The organism is Citrobacter sp. Awk 4 (assembly GCF_028069725.1).
Classification (GTDB): Bacteria; Pseudomonadota; Gammaproteobacteria; order Enterobacterales; family Enterobacteriaceae; genus Citrobacter_D.
This window is the reverse complement of the sequence record NZ_JANEWG010000005.1, coordinates 91,349-110,374: the sequence shown is the minus strand read 5'-3', so window position 1 is coordinate 110,374 and position 19,026 is coordinate 91,349. Positions and strand designations below refer to the sequence as shown.

Below are 19,026 nucleotides of genomic sequence, written 5' to 3'. Positions count from 1 at the left end.
CCGCCATCCGGCAATCCCTGGCTTTACGTCCGTGTTAAAGGTTCGGCAGCGTCAGCAAAGCTGGAATTTGCGAGAGCAGATACAACACCAGCCCGATGGAGCCGCCGACCAGCGTGCCGTTGACGCGGATAAACTGCAAATCTTTGCCGATGTTCAGCTCAATTTGCCGCGACATATCCCGCGCGTCCCAGCTTTTAACCGTGTCGCTGATGTGACGGGTCAAAAACGCGGCAAACTCTGGCGCAACCTTACGCGCGGCCTGCTCCAGATGACCATTCAGCGATGCGCGCAGCGCGTCGTCGGCAACCAGCGTTTCACCAAACCATTGCCCGGCATGCGCGATCCGCTGTTTCACCCGGGAATCCTCGGCATTAATATCCGCTTTCAGCCACTGACGTACATCCGCCCATAGCTCGCCGAGATAACGGTTAAATGCCTCATCTTCTTTCAGATACGCTTTGATATTCTCTGCCCGCAACGCCATTTCCGGATCGTGTTTGAGTTTGTCGATCAAGGTAAACGTTGCGCGATCGAACGCATGGCGGATCTGATGGGCGCGATCGTGACTGATATCATCGAGCAGTGAGTTGACGGCGTCCGAAACCAGTTCGGCGCTGTGTTCTCCCAGCCATTCGGTCGGTAAAATTTTTGCTTTCAGCGGGTGCTCCGTCTCCAGCCAGCGCACGATCTGGTGGGCGATAAACGCCCGCGAGCTGTCACGCTGTAGCAGGGCGATGAGCTGGGCGATCAGCGTATCGAGCAACTCCTGATGGCGATCGTTTTTCGTCATACTCTCCAGCATTGCTGCGCTGGTTCCGGAAAGATCTACCTTATCAATGGCTTTATGCACCGCACGCTTGATCAGCCGTTGAATGCGGGCGTCGTCGGTCAGTTCCAGAAAACCGCTCATGATCTGCAACAGATGCTGCCCTATCCGCTGGGCGTTTTCCGGCTGGCTGAACCAGTGACCGAGAAGGCTGGCCGGTTCGTGGCGGCGAATCAGCGCCACCAGTGACTGGGTATCGAGAAACTTCTCCTGGACGAACAGCCCCAAATTTTCGCCGATCCGCTCTTTATTGCGGGGAATAATCGCCGTATGGCGAGAAATAAACGGAATCGGCACCCGGCGAAACAGCGCCACCACCGCAAACCAGTCGGCCAGCGCGCCGACCATCGCGGCTTCGGCAATCGCCTTAATGCCCAGCACCCAAAAGTTGGGCGGCAAAAAGAGCGTAATGACAAACGTTGCCGCAGCCATCAGCAGCAAAGAGAGCGCCAGCAACTTGGCGCGTTTGAGTTCAGCAATTTTATTCATAAGGGTAAGGATAGAGCCAGACGGGACGATCGTGCAAAGCGGCGTTAGCAGGTCGTCGTCGGCGAAACCTGGTGCAGCCGGTCTTCGGGCGTTTCGCCAGACAGGATTGCCCGTCAGATTGCCTGGTTCTCAATCTGACGGTGGCCAATCTGAACGTTACGAAAATTCCCGTACAGGCTTCATTCTCCGGGCGGTCAGAAAATGTTCTTGCCAGTAACTCCCAGACAGATGGGAGATCATCACACCATGAGAGCTGGAGGCATGGATAAATTGATCATTACCGACAAAGACACCGACATGGCGAACATTGGGTTTTGTCATAAAAAAGACCAGGTCCCCAGGTTTCAGTTGTTCCTGTTGAATCAGGTAACCAATGTGACTCTGCTCTGCGGCTGTTCTCGGTAAATTCAGATGAGAAACGGTGTGTATCACCCTGCGGGTGAAAGCCGAACAGTCAATGCCATTATGGCTATCTCCGCCCCAGAGATAACGGGTTCCTTTCCATACCGCAAATTCATCCATAATACGTTGCTTTAAATCCCCCTCTTTTGAGGCGGATATTGGCGGAGTCGATGATTTCAACGTATAAAAATTACCGTCTCCCCATTCTCCGGGAATAATGTGTTCAAAAGCAAAGGTGGTTGAGGAGGAAACTACAAATACAATAAATAAAATGATACGAAGCATAACTCGAAAACTAATTTATATGATCAAATCCTTACGTTTTTGCGCAAAAGTACCCCATCAACCATGATGGTTTAATTTTATATTTTTAACGACGCTAAAAATAATATCATTGATGAATGAATACATCGCTCACAAGATGGTCCACAATTGGACAGGGGGTAAATTTATTGTTTATCAAATGGATGAGGTGGGATTGCGCCAAAAGGCGGGACAGTGAATATTAAGTGAAGTTATTATTAAAATGGTGTAATCGCCAGTTTTAGATATTCTCTCTGCGATTGTTCTTATTCGTAAAAAATAGACGCAGGAGCAAGGCGGCGGAAAAACGCCACCCTAACCGCGCAGTGCCTGTAAAAAACGGGTGAACAGTTCAGGTAATGGTTCGTCGTACCACAATGCGTACAGGTCGGCGGGGATCGTCTCTTCAAGCGGGAGAAATGCCACGCCGGGCCAGTGGATCAGCGCGCAGGACTCCGGCAACAGCGCCACGCCACTGCCGGTGCTGACCAGCGCCAGCGCGGTTTGCGGCTCGAAAACCTGATGGGTAATCAGCGGCGAGATACCCAGTTCGAGACAGTGCTCATATACCTGATGGGCAAAATCGCTGCGGGTGAAGGAGAGTGAAATAAATGGCCGATCCGCCAGATCGCCAAGCGAGACTTTACCGCGACGGCACAGCGGATCGCTTTCATGCATGGCGACCTTCACCGCTTCACGAGCGATCAACTGACAGCGGATCTTCGCTTCGACGTGAGGAATCACATTGCGGTTGATGGCGATGTCGATGGTGCGGGCGCGCAGCGCTGTGATTTGCTCATGCTGCCCCAGTTCGTGCAGAGTCCAGTTCACATCGGGATTGGCTTCCCGAAACGCTTTCATGCGTTCCAGCAACGGACCCCACATCGCGCTGCCAATCACTCCAATGTTGATGTGCTGCTTTTCGCTGCGGCCAATCTGGCGCACATAGTTCAGTGACTGTTCGGTGGCGTTAAGCAGCCGGTCGACTTCGGCTTTCAGCACTTTTCCGGCGTGAGTCAACACGACTTTGCGGCTGGTGCGTTCGAACAATTCCACGCCGAGGATCTCTTCCAGCTCTTTGATTTGTATGCTGAGTGGCGGCTGAGAGATGTTCAGCCGCGCAGCGGCGCGGCCAAAATGCAGCTCGTCGGCAAGGGTCTGAAAATAGCGCAGCATCCGAAAGCGAATGCGGCTGTTGGCCTGAGGATCGAGCATGCCGGGCACCGTGAAGGAGGAGGGTGGCGGTATCATGCAACCCTCCCTGAACGCTGTCAAACTGCGACCGCCTCGCCCTGATGCAGGCGTTCGGCTTTGCTACAGGCAACCGCCATGAGCAACGTGACCATCAGCAGCGCATAGGCAATCGTCGAGGCGTTGACCGCGCCATGCAGGCCAAAGTGGCTGTTGACCAGCGAAGAGACGGTGGCGAACAGCAGCGTACCGACCGTACCGCAGGTGAGCAGGGCGGAGATAAGCGTTGGCGAACTGTGGCTGACCTGCAATGAACCGTAGCTCATCAACCCGGAGAACAGCCCGGAGTTGAAGAAGCCAAACGCGCCGCAGGCAATCAAAATCAGCGTGGTATTGGCGCTGTTGGTGATAAGCGCAATCGACACCAGCCCCACCGCCGTACAAATCAGCAGGAAGGTGCGCAGCTTCATCCACTTGACGGTGAACTGGTTGAGGAACAGGCCGATAGCCTTCGCCACCCAGTACACGGTGGTGTACAGCGCGGCTTCTTCCGGCTTAATCGTAAAGCGCCATTGCAGATAGCCCGGCGTCCACATGGTGAAAATCGGCTCGGCCAGCAGGAACAGGAACAGCGCGCCGCACAACAGCCATACCGGGCGACCCCACGGCTCTTTGCTGGACACTTCCTGATGTGCCGCTTCCGGTGCTTCGGTGCTCGGGTAACGGCTGCGCAATGTCAGGATCAGCATAATCACCCCCAGACCGCCCATGATGGCGTACATCGCTATCCAGCTTGCGCCGAGTTTAAACATCCATGCCAGCAGGAACGAGAGCGTTGCGCCCGCCAGGCTGAAAAAGAAGTCGGTAAAAATCAGCGCCGAGGAGCGGCTCTTTTCGTCCGGGTTGATGCGCACCACCAGATAGCTACCGATGGTCATGAAGATCCCGCCGCAGGCGCCGATAATCGCGACCGCCACGCTGAACATGGTCAGCGTCGGGGTAACGAACAGCAGGGCGCTGATGAGAATGGTCAGCGCGGCGGCGATCACCAGCGGCTTTTGCAGGCCCCATTTCCTCATCAAAATGCCGCCGAGCATGATCGGTACAAACATGCCGATGTTCATCAGCGTGAATACCTGACCGATAAAGCTCGGATCTTTGTTAAATGCCGCACACAGCGGGCCGAGCACGATCCCAAGCGTCGACACCAGCGCGCCGACGAAGTAATAGCTCAGATACGAGATCGCATTCAGACTGCCGCGAGAATAATGTTCTGACATCTGCATTTCTCCTGGCGGGCACTACGCCCGCCGCTGGACGGGAACTTAACGACAGTTCTTCACGAACTGGCTGATCAGGCGAATGAAATCGTCGGTCACCATCGCCGCGCATTTCAGCGTTTGCTCGTGGGAGAGTTCCACGTCGCTCAGGCCTTCCGCCATGTTGGTAATGGCCGACACCGCCAGCACTTTCAGGCCGCAGTGACGCGCCACAATCACTTCCGGCACCACCGACATACCCACCACATCGCCACCGATTTTCTGCATCATGCGGATTTCGGCTGCGGTTTCGAAGTTCGGCCCAGGATAGGAGACGAACACCCCTTCGTGCAGTTTCAGACCCAGATCGCGGGCAGTGTGGTGCAGTTTTTCACGCAGATCTTTGTCATACGCGTTGGCGAGGCTAAAGAAACGCGGACCAAAGCGGTCATCATTCGGCCCGACCAGCGGCGTGGAGGGCATGGTGTTGATGTGATCGTTAAGCGCCACCAGGCTGCCCGCCGGAATGTCCGGGTTCAGCGAGCCCGCGGCGTTGGTGCAGAACATAAATTCGCAGCCGAGCAGCTTAAAGGTGCGCACGGCGTGGGTCATGATGCCCATTCCGACGCCTTCGTAAAAATGGCCGCGCCCCTTCATGCAGATGAGATCCACGCCGTGCAGCGAGCCCATCACCACTTCGCCGGCGTGACCAATGACGGTGCTCACCGGGAACCCCGGCAGCTTTTCATAAGAGATAACGGTTTTGTTATCGAGCTTATCGGCCAGCGCCCCGAGACCGGAGCCGAGAATAAACGCGATGCGCGGCTGAAAGCCGGGTTTCGCCGCCTTAAGGATTTCAACGGCGTCGAACGGGGTATCGTTAATCATGGAATGCGACATAAAAACTCCTGAATGCGTAGGTTTATGCACATTCTGCGAAGCGGTCGATTGCTAATCCAATTGGATAAATACGCTTATCGATTCGTTTTTATGAATGAATAGTGAGGGGGAATTTTTGGAACGACGAAATTTCAAAGGGTTATGCAGAAGGAAATGCCGCTTCTGTGGGTAAGCGGGGAAAATGAGAAGGTTGAAGTGTGATGAGGTTCACTGGTGGCCAGTTCGGGTCTGGCGGTGTCTCTGCCGGATGGCGGCGCAACGCGCCTTATCCGGCCTACGGCTAGTGTAGGTCGGATAAGCGAAGCGCCATCCGACAGGCTTACATCAGTTTCTGCGTTTTACCCGCAATCACGCCGATAAACTCCTGCACCTGCTTTTGCTTACGTGCCGACAGCTTGCTCACCTGGCGCAGCGACTGCATTAATTCACTCTCTTCGGCGGCGGGCGGCTGCACGGTCAACACAATACACCCGTCCATCACTTTGACATCAATTTTGCTGCCGGTGGTAAAACCGGCCGCCTCCAGCCACTGACCTTTCAGGGTGAGCGCGGGAATACGGGTATAATCAGGATGGCGACTCGCATAACTGACGGTAGCAACGCGGTTATTTGCCGGGGACACTTCTGGTTCAAACGAATCTGCAATACAATGCGCGGTAGTCATAGTCTCTATTCTCTATTAATAGGGATTGTGATTAGCGATGCGGGTGTGTTGGCGCACATCCGCACCGCGCTAAAAAACCTGTACATAACATCAGCAAATAAAAACAAAGTCCAGCTAAAAATAGACAATAATAAAAACGTTACCGGAAATATTAATATAGAAATTAAAATATCGGAAAATATAAAAAAGCCGGATAAACAAAACGCCATCCGGCAATCAATATTAATTAAGCGTATTTATATGATGCTGTTTAAAATTCTCCGCCTGCGACAGTACGCCCATATACACATTATTACTCGAAGCACCGAATACTATTCTTTATTCAATCTAAAATTCATAAAACAACGGTCAATCCACTTCCCGTAATTCCACTGCATGACTGCTTACCTGTCCGGGTTGCCGGGTCGTAACGTGATCACGCTAACGTTTTTGCACGCTATGGGGGTGATACCGGGGCATTTTACTATACTTCGGGGGCATTACTCTCCCGGCGACTTTCCTATGTTATTGAAAATATTAAATAACAAAGGTAACGCCCTACAGAATAAGGACCTCAACATGAAGCGAATGAAAAACTTCGTTGCCTCCTGTCTGTTGACCGCGCTGGTTTTCCCGGGCGTCGCGCTGGCAGAGGATGCTCCAGCCGCGCCGCTGGCCACCGGTATGGTGAGCGCGGGGACGGCGGAAGCGCAGGTCGTGGAAGCGGTACGCCACGGCGACATCCTGACCGTCAAGGTACGCTTTAAGGGCCTTGCGGATAACCTGACTGCGCAATCTCTGTATACCGGAATAGATAAAGAGGCTCTCGCTAATTCCTTCTATTTGTTGGTGGGTAACAAGAAATATCTGCTACTGACCGATTCGAACGGTGTACCTCTGGCACCGAATAGCGTGATGTTTTCCTCGCGCCGCGGTGTACCGTACGTCGGTTCGTGGTACGGCAGTTTCCCAGCGCCGCCGAAAGACGTCAAAGAAGTGTATTTGACTATCGAAAACGTTGAGCCGCTCGGGCCCATCGCCATTACGGATCGTTAAGTGATGAGTCGCCTGCACAAACTCCTGTTCGCCAGCGGTCTGGCGTTGTGTACTGCCGCCGGAGCGGAAGAAGTGCCAGCGCATGCGCCGCCAGTGATCCTCGACCTTAAAGCGACAACGCTGGATCTGGTGGGCTTCCCGTCGGATACCGGCGGTGCGGTGCTGGATTTACAGAGCAAGGCGGCGGACCTGGCGAAGCAGTCGGCAGATATATCATTCCGCGATGATAAAGACGCGGTGACATTATCGATTCGTAGCGACGTGCTGTTTGCTTTTGATAGTGATGCGATCGCCAAAAAAGCCGAACCGACGCTGAAAAAGGTGGCGCAGCTCATCGCCGACGATCCTGGCGGCGTAGTCACGATCGAAGGGCATACCGATTCAGTGGGGAGCGATAAGTACAATCTCGATCTTTCGCAGCGCCGTGCCCGTTCGGTCGCCAACTGGCTGACGGCACACGGTGTGGACCCGTCACGTTTAAGTGAGAAGGGGGCAGGAGAAAGCCAGCCGGTGGCGAGTAACGATAGCGACGCCGGAAGGGCGAAAAACCGTCGCGTCGATTTCGTATTGCCGAAGAAGAAAGCGTAAGCTCGCTGCCTGACGACCGGATCTCTGCCGTATATTTCAGCGCTACCTTCACTGCCATCCCTGGCGGCACTTTCACCTGACGATGTTTGTCGATCGACGGCAGTGCGCGGTTGATCCGCAAACCATTTCTGTATTTCCCCGGTGCGACCGGGATCTTCATCTGGCACAGCTGCTGGGCGAGATTCAGCACTGTGCGTTGGCGGGCGTCGGGCATGATAAAGCCCTACGGGTTGTGGCCGCTGGGAGGAGAGCTTGCTCTGACCGCTCTGGGGATTTTTGTCCCTCTTATCCATTTATGCAAAATGTGATGCTTTTTCCAACATCAACGGTATAATTCCAGGATAATTGTCTATACTTTTTTGTATATACAATCAGGGATAGATACCATGCCGATGGAGTATGAGTGGGATGCGAATAAGGCCAGAAGCAACCAGATAAAACATGGCATTCGCTTTGAAGATGCCGTTCTTGTGTTCGATGATCCGTGGCATCTCTCACGGCAGGATCGTATAGAAAATGGTGAGCACCGCTGGCAAACCCTCGGGCTTGTGCATGGGATTATTGTCATTCTTGTTGCCCACACCGTTCGTTTTGAAAGTGGTAGCGAAGTCATTCGGATCATTAGCGCCCGAAAGGCTGACAGTAAAGAGAGGAATCGTTATGAGCATGGTTAAACATAAACGTGGTATGCCCTCCGCGCTCAATTCTCAGCATGAAGCTGAACTCAAGGCGCTGGCGGCGAAATCCGATGATGAGATTGATTACAGCGATATTCCTGCTTCGGAGGATGCAACGTGGTCAGAGGCCGCTCGCGGTAAGTTTTTCCGTCCGTTAAAAACGCAGGCGTCCGTGCGCATTGATGCTGATGTCATGGAGTGGTTGAAGCGCCCAGGGAAAGGGTATCAGACCCGGCTGAATGCGATTTTGCGCGAAGCCATGCTGCGAGAGCAAAACAAGAAATAGCGAGTGATTGCTCGCGTGTAGATGCCGGATGGCGGTTACGCCTTATCCGGCCTACAAAAATTTACTTCTTCAACCCCGCAAATGCCGTGCGGATCTCGTCTTCCGGCAGATTAATGCCGATAAACACAAGCGTGCTGTGCGGTTGTTCGTCGCCCCACGGGCGGTCCCAGTCGGCGCTGTAGAGGCGTTGCACGCCCTGGAACAGCAGGCGGTTTGGCTCGCCGTCGATCCACAGCATCCCTTTGTAGCGCAGCAGTTTGTCGGCGGATTCCAGCAGCAGGTTTTCCATCACGCGGGAAACGTCGCCGATGTCGACCGGGTAATCCAGCTCCACCACAATCGATGAAATGTCGTTCTGCTTGTCAGCGATAAAGTGGAAACGCGGTGTGGCGCTGACGATATTCTCTTCCAGCATAAAGCCGTTGGTGTTGAACAGCAGGGAGAGGTCGATATCGCCATGCGTCACGGTGTAAACCGGAGCGCGGGCGTTGATACGCGCCAGGCGTTCACGCAGTTTTTCGCTCTCGCCCGCCACATCGGTTTTGGTCAGCAGAATACGGTCGGCGTAGCCAATCTGCGACTGAGCAATGGTGAACTGGTTCATCTGCTCGTCGGCATGGACCGCATCGACCAGCGCAATCACGCCATCCAGCAGGTAGCGTTCGCAAATCACCTCGTGCGAGAAAAAGGTCTGAATAATCGGGCCAGGATCGGCCATGCCGGTACATTCAATCACCAGACGGTCGAAATGGATGTTGCCCTTGTCGAGGTTATCGAGCAGGTCCAGCAGCGCGTCTTCCAGCTCGCTGGAGCGGGTGCAGCAGATACAGCCGTTGGTGAGGGTTTTGATCTGCGTGGCGCGATCGCCAATCAGCTGATCGTCCACGGAAACTTCGCCGAATTCGTTTTCGATAACGGCAATTTTGTAGCCGTGCTGTTCGTTGAGAATATGGCGCAGCAGCGTGGTTTTACCGGCGCCAAGAAAACCGGTGAGTAGGGTAACTGCAATCGGGGTCATTCATTTCTCCTTCTAACAGCAACTGCTTCCGCCGCTACCGTAGCGGGCTTCCTGGCGCTCGCGGAAGAATTCTTCGTAAGTCATATAGGGCTTATCGGGATGGTTGGTCTTCATGTGCTCGACGTAGTTGTCGTAGTCCGGAATGCCAATCAACATCTTTGCCGCCTGACCGAGATATTTTTTTGCCTGACCTAAAGTACCAAACATTATACCGTCCCGTTAATGAATAAAGCCGGATAGTGGCATTCGCCTTATCCGGCCTACGTTAACTGCTTTCTGTAGGCCGGGTAAGCGTAACGCTACCCGGCACATCGATTAGTGGTGTGAAGAGGTCTTCACGCCGCCTTCCGGCACCGGTACATACGGCGTCTCTTTATCAGAGCGACCGTTGATGGTGCGGGCTTTCTGCCAGGTACGGAACCCGTAGAAAATGATGCTATAGACGACCACCAGGAACAGAATACTCAAACCTGCGTTGGTGTAGTTGTTCACCACGATATGGTTCATGTTGGCAATCTGCTGTGCAGTCAGTTCACCGCCATTAGCAATCTTCTCTTTGTACTGACTGGCCATGTAGAAGAAGCCTTCCATCTGCGGGTTGGTGCTGAACAGTTTCAGACCCAGCGCCCAGGTGGTGCAGATAAGCAACCATACTGCCGGAACAACGGTAACCCAGATGTATTTGGTGCGCTGCATTTTAATCAGTACGACGGTACAGAGGACCAGCGCCACGGCTGCCAGCATCTGGTTAGAGATACCGAACAGCGGCCACAGGCTCTTAACGCCGCCCAGCGGATCAACCACGCCTTGATACAGCAGGTAGCCCCACAGACCTACGCAGCCCGCAGTACCGATGATACCCGCAACCAGAGAGTCAGTTTTCTTCAGGAACGGAACGAAGTTACCCAGCAGGTCCTGCAGCATAAAGCGGCCAGAACGGGTACCGGCATCCAGTGCGGTCAGGATGAACAGCGCTTCAAACAGAATACCGAAGTGGTACCAGAAGCCCATATCGGCGATTGGCAGCACTTTGTGGAACACGTGTGCGATACCTACAGCCAGCGTCGGCGCACCACCAGCACGGTTCAGAACGGACGGTTCACCGATGTCTTTCGCCGTTTGCAGGATCTGCTCAGGTGAAATCACGAAGCCCCAGGAGCTCACGGTCGCGGCCGCATGTGCCGTTACGTCTTTCAGCTGCGCCATAATCAGCGGCGCGTTCTCGCCACCCATCTCATGCAGGTTCGGCATGGTGATGCCAAGGCCCGCTGGCGGGGTGTTCATTGCGAAGTAGAGACCTGGTTCGATGATGGACGCAGCAACCAGCGCCATAATCGCCACAAAGGATTCCATCAGCATTGCGCCGTAACCGATAAAGCGCGCGTCAGTTTCACACGCCAGCAGTTTCGGTGTCGTACCGGAAGAGATCAGCGCGTGGAAGCCAGAGACCGCACCACAGGCGATGGTGATGAACAGGAACGGGAACAGTGCACCTTTCCACAGCGGACCGGTACCGTCGATGTACTGAGTCATCGCTGGCATTTTCAGCTCTGGGTTGAGGAACACAATACCCAGCGCCAGACCGACGATAACGCCGATTTTCAGGAAGGTCGCCAGATAGTCGCGCGGCGCCAGAATCAGCCATACCGGCAGCAGTGCAGAAACAAACGCGTAGCCGATCAGTGCGAAGGTGATGGTGGTGTCTTTAAAGGTCAGCGCCGGGCCCCAGTACGGGTCGTGAGCAATCACGCCGCCGAAGTAAATAGAGGAAACCAGCAGCACGATACCAATAATGGAGACTTCACCCACACGTCCCGGACGCAGGAATCGCATGTAGATCCCCATGAACAGCGCGATAGGTACGGTTGAGCAAACGGTGAACACACCCCACGGGCTTTCGGCCAGTGCTTTTACCACGATCAACGCCAGTACCGCGAGGATGATGATCATGATGAGGAAGCAACCGAACAGCGCGATGGTTCCCGGTACTGAACCCATCTCTTCTTTGATCATCTCACCGAGAGACGCGCCGTTACGGCGAGAAGAGATAAACAGCACCATGAAGTCCTGTACCGCGCCTGCCAGCACAACACCGGCCAGCAGCCACAGGGTACCCGGCAGGTAGCCCATCTGTGCGGCCAGAACCGGGCCGACCAGCGGACCGGCACCGGCGATAGCGGCGAAGTGGTGACCGAACAGTACGTTGCGGTTGGTCGGCACGTAGTTCAGGCCGTCGTTATTGATGACCGCCGGCGTGGAACGCGTCGGGTCGAGTTTCATCACCTTTTGAGCGATGTACAGGCTGTAGTAGCGATAAGCCACCAGATATACCGAGACGGAAGCGACGATGATCCACAGGGCGCTGATGTGCTCACCCCGACGTAATGCCACTACCGAGAGGCAGAATGCCCCGATGATTCCGAGAATCACCCAGGGTATGTGCTTGAATATCTTTTTGGTATCCATAGTAAAACCTGGTTTCTTTAGATTAATAATTGGCCGAAGCCGTTTGAGTTAATGCGTGTGTTTGAGGAGGTAACTGACTGTTATGCTGGAGACGATCTTGCCAGAGAAACGCGCGCGTAAAGTAAGGTAAATAAGCGAGTGGTTGTATGTCAGCTTAAGCGGTCAGGAATGTCAGTGAGCGGTAAAGAGAGGGCGTGAGTGGTGGAAATTGTGTGATTTGTATCACAATGAAAGCGGGCGACAGCGCTGTCGCCCGTTGGGTTTCACATTTTTAGACGGTGGTTTCCATTTCCGTCATCACCGGATGGAAACGACGCTTGAAGTAGATCAGACCGTGACCGTCCTGGCCCAGGATAATGTTTTTGATCTCAACCAGATAAACAAGATGCGTGCCGATCGCCTGCACATCGCGGATCTCGCCTTCAAGGCTGGCCAGCGCGCCTTTCAGCACCGGTTGCGCCAGAGGCCCTTTTTGCCAGCAGGAGAGGTTAAAACGTTCGTCCATCGCCATCCCGGTCATGCCAGCGAAGTGGCGCGCCATCAGTTCCTGCTCGTGATTTAGCACATTGACGCACAGCTTACCGTTGTCCTGAAACACCGGATTCATGGCGCTGTTGGCGTTAATGCAGACCATCACCGACGGGGGCGTATCGGTCACCGAGCACACGGCGGTCGCGGTGATCCCGCAACGTCCACCGTCACCTTCGGTGGTCACAATATTGACCGCCGCCGACAGGCTGGCCATCGCATCACGAAAACGCAGACGTTGTTCATCTAATTGCATTTTGACCTCCGACTGCGTTATTTCAGCAGCTTATCCAGCAGGTTGATATCGTTGTTGTTGTGCAGGTGTGGCACCGTCCAGCCGTTCTGGTCGTATTCAGACAGGCAGCGGTCAACCATCGCCATCATTTTGTCCATGTTGCCGGAGGTCTGCGCCTGACGCAGACACTGCAGGCGGATCTCGTCCTGGCTACCGGAGTAGTTGATTTCATATAACTCGTGGCGTCCACCAAATTCGCTGCCGATGGCGTCCCACATCAGTTTTAAAATCTTAATGCGTTCAACGTGATCCATCCCGTTGGAGCCGCGCACATATTTTGCCAGATACTTGTCGATCTGTGGATTATTCAGATCACGCGCGCTGGAAGGCAGATAAATCAAACCGCTGGTGACGTTACGCTCAATAATGTTTTTGATCTTCGCATAGGCCATCGGCGCCATCACGCGGTAGGTTTGCAGCGCCGCGTGATCCGGCAGCCAGGCACCGTTTACCCACGGCGTCGCTTCTGAACACATGGAGTCGCTCAGCGCCCAGAACATGTTGCGCCAGGCCACCACTTCCCCGAGATCGGCCTGCACGCCACGGAACTCCGCAGTGCCGGTACATTCGAGCGATTTTTTCAGCAACGCGGTGATGAAGTCGAGTTTGACCGCCAGGCGTACGCACGCCTGTAGCGGGTACATACGGGCGAAACCGCCTTCCATTGTCCAGCGACGGCAGCGGTCAAAATCGCGGTAGATCAGCACGTTTTCCCACGGGATCAACACATTATCCATTACCAGAATGGCATCGTTCTCGTCAAAACGGCTGGAGAGCGGGTAGTCATACGGGGAACCGGTCGCACCGGCCACCATTTCATAGGAGGCGCGGGAAATCAGTTTCACACCGTCGGCGTCCATTGGGGCGACGAACATCAGCGCGAAGTCCGGGTTTTCGCCCATCACCTGCGCAGAACCAAAACCGATCATGTTGTAGTGAGTCAGCGCGGAGTTGGTCGCTACCACTTTCGCGCCGCTGACGATGATCCCGGCGTCGGTCTCTTTTTCCAGTTTGATGTAGACGTCTTTCACTTCGTCGGCCGGTTTATGGCGGTCGATCGGCGGGTTGACGATGGCGTGGTTAAAGTAGAGTCCGGTTTCCTGAATGCGGGTGTACCAGTTGCGGGCGTTCTGCTCAAACTGACCGTAAAACGCCGGATTCGCGCCCAGCGCGCAGCCAAAAGCGGCTTTGTAATCTGGCGTACGTCCCATCCAGCCGTAGCTCAGACGGGACCACTCCGCGATGGCGTCACGCTGCTGACGCAAATCGTTGGCGCTTTTCGCCACGCGGAAGAATTTGTGGGTGTAGCCGCCGCTGCCGGTGTCGGTGCCCCAGCAGAGGGCGTCTTGCATTTCCGGTTTGTGCAGTGCGTCGTAGAGTTGGGCAACGGAAGCCGCCGCGTTGCGAAACGCCGGATGCGTGGTGACATCTTTCACACGCTCGCCGTAGATGTAGATCTCGCGGCCATCCTGCAGGCTTTTTAAGTACTCTTCACCGGTTAATGGGCGTTTGGCGTCAGCGCGGAAATCTTCAGGTTTCATATTCAGACTCTCTTTTCGTCATCGGATGGAAAGCCTGCGCCAACGGGCGTTTCAGGCTTTAATGTTAAATTTGTGTTTTGTTTTTGTTGTTCAATTGAAGCGTGATAAGGCGACGGCGTGAAGGGACGATTGCGACAACGGCAGGTACTTTTCAGACGGGATTGTGTTTTGTGATCCGGGCGACTTTTTGACGGGCGGTGCTGCGCCTATCCGCCGGATATTCACGATACCGGTACTTTACTCGCCCGATACGCACTGGGTGAACATCCCACCAGCCGGTTAAAGAAGCGGGCGAAATAGGCGGGATCTTTAAACCCCAGTTGCCAGGCAATCTCATTGACCGCGCTGTCAGAAAACAGCAGTAGCCGTTTGGCCTCGCGCAGTTGCCGGTCGAAGATCAGCCGTTTAGGGGGCCGATTGGCGAAACGGCGACAAATGTCGGTCAGGCGGGACTCCGTCAGATGCAACTCGCTGGCATAATCCGGCACGCTCCAGTGCTGGTGGAAGTGGGTGTCGATCAACTGGGTGAAACGCTGAAACAGCTTCAGTTCGCCGCGCATTCCGCTTGCCGCATGGTCGTCGAGTCTGGCGTTACGCAGCAGCAGAGTGAAGACCGCCTGCGCCAAAAGTACCAGCGTGTGTTCGCTTCCGGGCAGTTGTTCTGTCGATTCCCGCGCAATCAGTTGCCAGTAGTGGGCAAGCGCCGCGAGTTCATCGGGTTTATCCGCCAGCGAAAGGCAAATCCCCGGCAGGCCGAACGTCTCCCGCGTGCCGGGGTAGAGCACTTCTAATAGTGGCCAGATCAGCGCTTCCCGCACCGTCAGCACGTGGCCGTCGCTGTCGGATTCGGTGATAAACGCGTGCGGAACCGAAGGTGGCGTCAGGACAAACAGCGGCGCCTGGACCGAATAGCGGTGATCGTCGAGCTGGAGTTCGATCTGTCCGGTATCAAGAAAGTGCATCTGAAAGAACTGGTCGTGGCGATGCGCCTGCATATCGCGGCCAAAAAACGCCGCCATGCGGGCGAAAGACTGGTAATGCACATCGTCGCTGCCGAGGCTTTCGTCATACTCTTTGCTGATGTCGATATTGGTGATCGAACTCTGGCACATACTCGCTCCTTACGGGGTGGCGCGCGGGCGCGATGACTGCATGGGAATTAACCAGATAATGACGGCGCCGACAATCAGCAGCGAGGCGACAAACCACAATCCGCTGTTAAAGCTGCCGGTGATATCTTTCAGCCAGCCGATCATAAAGGGGCTGAGCGCCGATCCAATATTGCCCGTGGCGTTGATCACCGCAATCCCGATCGCTCTCGCCCGCAGGCTGATCGACTGATCCGGCGTGGTCCAGAAAATGGCCATTGCGCAGAACGATCCGGTCGATGCCATGATGATCCCCAGCATCTGGAGCAGATTGTTATCGGTGGCGGAGGCCAGTAGCCAGCCTGCGGCGGCGAAGAGATACGGCAGGGTGGTGTGGTACTTACGCTCCTGACGGCTGTCCGAATGGCGACTCCAGAAGATCATCCCGAAAATAGTACACACCTGCGGAATGGCGGCCAGCAGTCCGATAGTGATGTTGCTGCTGCCCTGATTAAAACTTTGCAGGATCTGCGGCGTCCAGATACCGATGGCGCTCAGCGTATTGGTCAGGCAGAAATAGGCCAGCGTATACATCATCACAATCGGGGTGAAGATTTCGCGCCACAGGCTGCGCTGCTGCATGGCGTGGTGACTCACGGCACCTTCCGGCTGCACCAGCGTCAGGCGGTCGTTGTCCATCATCTCCTGCAGACATTTTTTGTCTTCAGCCGTCAGCCATTTGGCCTTCGCCGGGGAGTCGTCCAGCCAGAACCAGACCAGGACGCCCAGCAGGACCGACGGGAACCCTTCCAATAGGAACAGCCACTGCCAGCCGCGAAGATCAAACAGACCGTCCATCGCCAGAATATAGCCAGAGACAATCGAGCCGAGCGCCGTGGTGACGGGCATGGCTATCATAAACAGGGCGTTGGCGCGGGCGCGGAAAAACGCCGGAAACCAGTAGGTTAAATAGAGCAGAATGCCCGGTAAAAAACCGGCCTCGGTGATGCCGACCAGAATACGCAGTATGTACAGGCTGTTAGGCCCGGTGGCAAACAGGGTCGCGGTGGAGGCAATTCCCCACAGCACCATAATGGTCGCGATCCAGCGGCGAGCGCCGACGATACTGAGCATGATGTTGCTGGGAATACCGAAAATAACGTACGCGGCGTAAAACAGGGTGGTCGCCAGGCCGAACATGGTGGCGTTTAGCCCCAGATCGCGGCCCATCGTTAATCCGGCAAAACCAATGTTGATGCGATCGAGGAAGGAAAAAATAAACAGCACGAACAGAAACACGATCAGGCGGCGAAACAGCTTGTTGATTACCGACTGTTGCTGCGCCGTCAGTTGTTTATGCTGACTGGCGGGGTTTTGTTTCTCAGGGATTGCAGATGAGGTGTCGCTCATTGTTTTTCCTCTAATGGGAATTTTGTAGGGTACGACATGGATTGTGCCGGAGAGGGCTAATGCCTTATCCGGCCTACGGTTTGGTACTGCTGTCTGCCGGATGGCGGCGATGCCTTATCCGGCCTACGGTTCACTACTGCTGTTTGCCGGATAAGCGCAGCGCCATCCGGCGTTAATACACGCCGGGTACTGCCGGTTTGACATTGGCGTGTGCGCCAAACCGTTCAGCTAACGCTTCGGCGGCGCGGGCAAGCAGGGTGGTGTCGACGCCAACGGCGACAAACAGCGCGCCGAGTTCAAGATAGCGTTTCGCCAGTTGCTCATTGGCCATCAAAATGCCCGGCGCTTTACCTGCGCCACGAATTTGCGCGATGGCATTTTCAATCGCCGCCTGCACTTCCGGATGCTGTGGATTACCGGCAAAGCCCATATCGGCGCTCAGATCCGCCGGGCCGATAAACACGCCGTCCACCCCTTCAACATCCAGAATCTGCGGTAAATTCTTCAGCGCTTCTCGGGTTTCTATCTGCACCAGCACGCACATTTCATCGTTCGCCTTTTGCAGATAATCCGGGATGCGATTCCAGCGCGAGGCGCGCGCCAGGGCGCTGCCAACACCGCGAATTCCGGCCGGAGGATAACGGGTGGCGCTCACCGCCAGACGGGCTTCATCGGCGTTTTGCACCATCGGAACGAGCAGCGTTTGCGCGCCAACGTCCAGCAACTGTTTGATCTGCACCGGATCGTTCCACGAAGGACGAACGATCGGCTGGCTGGCGTAGGGGGCAATCGCCTGGAGTTGCGTCAGCACCGTTTGCACGTTATTCGGCGCATGCTCACCGTCGATAAGCAGCCAGTCGAAACCCGCGCCCGCCAGCAGCTCCGCGCTGTAATTGCTGCACAGCCCCAGCCACAGGCCGATTTGCGGACGGCCCGCTTTCAGCGCCGCTTTGAATACATTTTGCATCGTCGTCTCCTTACACAAAGCGGCAGCTAATAGAGCCCATATTGCCGTAGTCCACATGGAAGGTGTCGCCCTTGCTGGCCGTCACCGGGCGGGTAAACGAGCCGCCGAGAATGATCTGCCCTGGCTCCAGTTGCACGTCGTAAGGCGCCAGCTTGTTCGCCAGCCACGCCACGCCGTTGGCCGGGTGATTGAGAACGCCAGCGGCCACGCCGGTCTCTTCGATCACGCCGTTGCGATAGAGCAGGGCGGAGATCCAGCGCAGATCCAACTGGTCTGGCTTAATCGGGCGACCGCCGAGGATAACGCCTGCGTTGGCCGCGTTATCGGAGATGGTGTCGAACACTTTGCGCGGACGCTGCGTTTGTGGGTCGATGTTGTGACAGCGGGCGTCGATCAACTCCAGCGCCGGGATCACGTAATCTGTCGCGTTGTAGACGTCGAACAGGGTGCAGTTCGGGCCGCGCAGCGGTTTTGCCAGCACGAACGCCAGCTCGACTTCAATACGCGGGACGATAAAGCGATCGGTTGGGATATCGCTGCCGTCATGGAAAAACATGTCGTCGAGCAACGCGCCGTAGTCCGGTTCGCTGATCTGCGAGCTGGCCTGCATCGCTTTCGAGGTCAGGCCGATTTTGTGGCCTTTCAGCACGCGGCCTTCGGCGATTTTCAGACTGACCCATTCGCGCTGAACGGCATAGGCGTCGTCGATGGTGATCGCCGGATAATCCAGCGAGATCTGGCGGATCTGCTCGCGGGATTGTTCCGCCTGATGCAGACGCTGCGCAATCAGGGTATGGGTGTGTTTATCGAGCATGTTAGTTTCCTTTGTGCTGCTGTTGCCGGATGGCGGCTTTGCCTTATCCGGCCTACGGGCCGGTGTTGCACTTTATTCGACCTGCGGTTTGGTGCTGTTTTTTGCCGGATGGCGGCTTTGCCTTATCCGGCCTACGGGCCGGTGTTGCACTTTATTCGGCCTGCGGTTTGGTACTGTTTTTTGCCGGATGGCGGCTTTGCCTTATCCGGCCTACGGGCCGGTGTTGCACTTTATTCGGCCTGCGGTTTGGTGCTGTTGTAGGCCCGGTAAGCGCAGCGC

Annotated in this window: 19 protein-coding genes and 1 pseudogene; 4 read left to right on the top strand and 16 right to left on the bottom strand. The window is 55.3% G+C overall.

The genetic code is table 11. From position 1 onward, the window contains the following. Positions 1-34 precede the first annotated feature (34 nt). The 6 genes from NNO04_RS03345 to symE all read right to left on the bottom strand — a co-directional run bounded on the left by NNO04_RS03345 (position 35) and on the right by symE (position 6,034). Positions 35-1,315 (bottom strand): DUF445 domain-containing protein, encoded by a 1,281-nt coding sequence (locus tag NNO04_RS03345; protein WP_271443481.1) that lies wholly within the window; start codon positions 1,313-1,315, stop codon positions 35-37. Between the two features lie 156 nt (positions 1,316-1,471). Continuing rightward, positions 1,472-2,002, bottom strand: coding sequence for an NlpC/P60 family protein (locus tag NNO04_RS03340; protein ID WP_271443480.1), 531 nt, complete (start codon positions 2,000-2,002; stop codon positions 1,472-1,474). A gap of 333 nt (positions 2,003-2,335) precedes the next feature. After that, positions 2,336-3,271 (bottom strand): LysR family transcriptional regulator, encoded by a 936-nt coding sequence (locus NNO04_RS03335; protein ID WP_271443479.1) that lies wholly within the window; start codon positions 3,269-3,271, stop codon positions 2,336-2,338. Between the two features lie 20 nt (positions 3,272-3,291). Then, entirely contained in the window at positions 3,292-4,497 is a 1,206-nt protein-coding gene (gene tsgA, locus NNO04_RS03330) for an MFS transporter TsgA (RefSeq protein ID WP_271443478.1), read from the bottom strand. A 39-nt stretch (positions 4,498-4,536) separates the two neighbouring features. Then, positions 4,537-5,370, bottom strand: coding sequence for a xanthosine phosphorylase (gene xapA, locus NNO04_RS03325; RefSeq protein ID WP_271443477.1), 834 nt, complete (start codon positions 5,368-5,370; stop codon positions 4,537-4,539). Between the two features lie 319 nt (positions 5,371-5,689). Continuing rightward, positions 5,690-6,034, bottom strand: a complete 345-nt coding sequence (symE, locus tag NNO04_RS03320) for an endoribonuclease SymE (RefSeq protein ID WP_271443476.1) — start codon at positions 6,032-6,034, stop codon at positions 5,690-5,692. Between the two features lie 558 nt (positions 6,035-6,592). On the opposite strand from symE, the gene NNO04_RS03315 reads away from it, so the two are divergent. Both NNO04_RS03315 and NNO04_RS03310 read left to right on the top strand, forming a co-directional pair. Further along, positions 6,593-7,069 carry a hypothetical protein gene (locus NNO04_RS03315; RefSeq protein WP_271443475.1) on the top strand — a complete coding sequence of 159 codons (477 nt, stop codon included), beginning with the start codon at positions 6,593-6,595 and terminating at the stop codon, positions 7,067-7,069. Positions 7,070-7,072: 3 nt separating this feature from the next. Then, positions 7,073-7,657 (top strand): OmpA family protein, encoded by a 585-nt coding sequence (locus tag NNO04_RS03310; protein WP_271443505.1) that lies wholly within the window; start codon positions 7,073-7,075, stop codon positions 7,655-7,657. A 34-nt stretch (positions 7,658-7,691) separates the two neighbouring features. Here the strand turns inward: NNO04_RS03310 and NNO04_RS22850 are convergent. After that, positions 7,692-7,838 (bottom strand): annotated as a pseudogene (locus NNO04_RS22850) (PLP-dependent aminotransferase family protein); the annotation flags it as partial. A gap of 205 nt (positions 7,839-8,043) precedes the next feature. Between NNO04_RS22850 and NNO04_RS03305 the strand changes: the two are divergent. After that, positions 8,044-8,331 carry a BrnT family toxin gene (locus NNO04_RS03305; RefSeq protein WP_271443474.1) on the top strand — a complete coding sequence of 96 codons (288 nt, stop codon included), beginning with the start codon at positions 8,044-8,046 and terminating at the stop codon, positions 8,329-8,331. After that, positions 8,318-8,620, top strand: a complete 303-nt coding sequence (locus tag NNO04_RS03300; protein WP_271443473.1) for a BrnA antitoxin family protein — start codon at positions 8,318-8,320, stop codon at positions 8,618-8,620. Before NNO04_RS03305 ends, NNO04_RS03300 begins: the two co-directional genes overlap by 14 nt. 61 nt (positions 8,621-8,681) lie before the next feature. On the opposite strand, the gene yjiA is transcribed toward NNO04_RS03300, so the two are convergent. From yjiA to hpaH, 9 genes are all read right to left on the bottom strand, one after another. Further along, positions 8,682-9,638 (bottom strand): GTPase, encoded by a 957-nt coding sequence (yjiA, locus tag NNO04_RS03295; RefSeq protein WP_271443472.1) that lies wholly within the window; start codon positions 9,636-9,638, stop codon positions 8,682-8,684. 12 nt (positions 9,639-9,650) lie between these two features. Continuing rightward, complete coding sequence (locus NNO04_RS03290) at positions 9,651-9,845, bottom strand: YbdD/YjiX family protein (protein WP_003830038.1); 195 nt, start codon at positions 9,843-9,845, stop codon at positions 9,651-9,653. 108 nt (positions 9,846-9,953) lie between these two features. Then, a complete protein-coding gene (gene btsT / locus NNO04_RS03285) occupies positions 9,954-12,104 on the bottom strand; it encodes a pyruvate/proton symporter BtsT (protein WP_271443471.1) in 2,151 nt (716 codons plus the stop codon). A 271-nt stretch (positions 12,105-12,375) separates the two neighbouring features. Continuing rightward, a complete protein-coding gene (locus tag NNO04_RS03280; RefSeq protein WP_271443470.1) occupies positions 12,376-12,888 on the bottom strand; it encodes a 4-hydroxyphenylacetate 3-monooxygenase reductase subunit in 513 nt (170 codons plus the stop codon). A 17-nt stretch (positions 12,889-12,905) separates the two neighbouring features. Next, on the bottom strand, positions 12,906-14,468 hold the full coding sequence (gene hpaB / locus NNO04_RS03275) for a 4-hydroxyphenylacetate 3-monooxygenase, oxygenase component (protein WP_162380751.1): 1,563 nt from the start codon (positions 14,466-14,468) through the stop codon (positions 12,906-12,908). Positions 14,469-14,689: 221 nt separating this feature from the next. Beyond that, positions 14,690-15,580: a 4-hydroxyphenylacetate catabolism regulatory protein HpaA gene (gene hpaA, locus NNO04_RS03270; RefSeq protein ID WP_271443469.1), complete on the bottom strand. Its 891-nt coding sequence runs from the start codon at positions 15,578-15,580 to the stop codon at positions 14,690-14,692. Between the two features lie 9 nt (positions 15,581-15,589). Continuing rightward, complete coding sequence (gene hpaX, locus NNO04_RS03265) at positions 15,590-16,966, bottom strand: 4-hydroxyphenylacetate permease (protein ID WP_271443468.1); 1,377 nt, start codon at positions 16,964-16,966, stop codon at positions 15,590-15,592. Between the two features lie 172 nt (positions 16,967-17,138). Continuing rightward, complete coding sequence (gene hpaI / locus NNO04_RS03260; RefSeq protein WP_271443467.1) at positions 17,139-17,933, bottom strand: 4-hydroxy-2-oxoheptanedioate aldolase; 795 nt, start codon at positions 17,931-17,933, stop codon at positions 17,139-17,141. 10 nt (positions 17,934-17,943) lie between these two features. Beyond that, the gene (hpaH, locus tag NNO04_RS03255) at positions 17,944-18,747 is read right to left on the bottom strand and encodes a 2-oxo-hept-4-ene-1,7-dioate hydratase (RefSeq protein WP_271443466.1); all 804 of its coding nucleotides are present in this window, start codon (positions 18,745-18,747) and stop codon (positions 17,944-17,946) included. Positions 18,748-19,026 lie beyond the last annotated feature (279 nt).